This window comes from Acinetobacter sp. 228 (assembly GCF_048147885.1).
In genome coordinates this window covers 1-1258 of record NZ_JAYWYV010000344.1, presented here as the reverse complement: position 1 = coordinate 1258, position 1258 = coordinate 1, and the positions used below count along the sequence as shown (strand labels likewise).

Here is a 1258-nt window from a genome sequence, read left to right as displayed (position 1 = left end):
GCATCATCAATTAACAGACCAATACTCAGTGACAGGGCCAACAGTGTCATCATGTTAATGCTAAACCCAAATGCCCAGATGAATGTTAATGTGCCAAGTAGGGTAATCGGTAAGGTTAAACCTGTAATAACAGTAGATCGGAAGGAACCCAAAAAGAGTAAAACAATTAAAACCGCTAAGACCGCTCCTTCAATAATGGTACGAACAACGTCTTTAATTGAAGCACGAATACCTTTAGAGCTGTCAGCGACGACTTTATAATTCAAACCCGCAGGCATTTGAGCTTTTAGCTTCTCTAAGGTTTGATAAGTCTTGTCAACAACCTGAATTACATTGGCATCGGAACTTTTTAAAATATCGACAGAAACCGCTGTTCTTCCATTATAAAAAGCACTTGATTGCAGTTCTGCTTGAGTATCTTCAACGGTTGCTACTTGTTTTAGAAAAATAGGGGAACCATTTTTATTAGCAATAACTAAATCACCAAATCCAAGAGGATGGATGACTTTTGATTGAATCTGAACAACCAGTTCAGAATTCTTTTGTTGTAAGGTTCCTGCAGGTACTTCTATATTTTCATTTTTTAGGGTATTAATGACCTGATCAATACCAATACCATAGCTTTGTAATTGTTCAGGATGAACCTTAATCCGAATTTGACGTTTAGCATCACCTAGTAAATTGACATTACCTACACCAGAAACAGTTTTAAGCTGAGGTACAATTTTTTTGTCTACATAGGAGCTTAATTGAGCCAAGCTCATGCTGTTCGATTCAAACACGACTGACATAATTGGGCTAGATGATGGATCGTAGCGTTGTACAATCGGTGTATCAATTTCATCGCGGAATTGGGCAATAACTGGAGCAATTTTGTCGCGAACATCCTGTGCTGCAATAGCCGAAGACGTATCAAGATTAAACTCTGCAATCACCATCGAAAGCCCTTCACTTGAGCGTGAAGTAATTTGTTTAATACCCGAAATGGTATTGATTTGATCTTCGAGTTTTTTGGTAATGTCCGATTCAACTGCTTCAGGTGAAGCACCCGCATATTGCGTAGTGACGACTACGAATGGGAAATCAATATTTGGAAACTCTTCAACGGTCATACGTTGCCAAGATGCTAACCCGAGTACCATTAGACTGAGCATCATCATGATGGTAAAAACGGGGTACTTCACACTAATTCGGGTAAACCACATAAGCTATTTGCTACCTTATTTATTTTTTTCGGTTGTAAGCGTCACTTTTTTAT

At 38.6% G+C, this 1258-nt stretch carries 1 protein-coding gene; it reads right to left on the bottom strand.

The window, feature by feature from the left end:
* The coding region (locus VXQ92_RS18825) for an efflux RND transporter permease subunit (RefSeq protein WP_416682825.1) at nt 1-1205 on the bottom strand (1205 nt) is incomplete at its 3' end.
* Between the last annotated feature and the right edge of the window lie 53 nt (nt 1206-1258).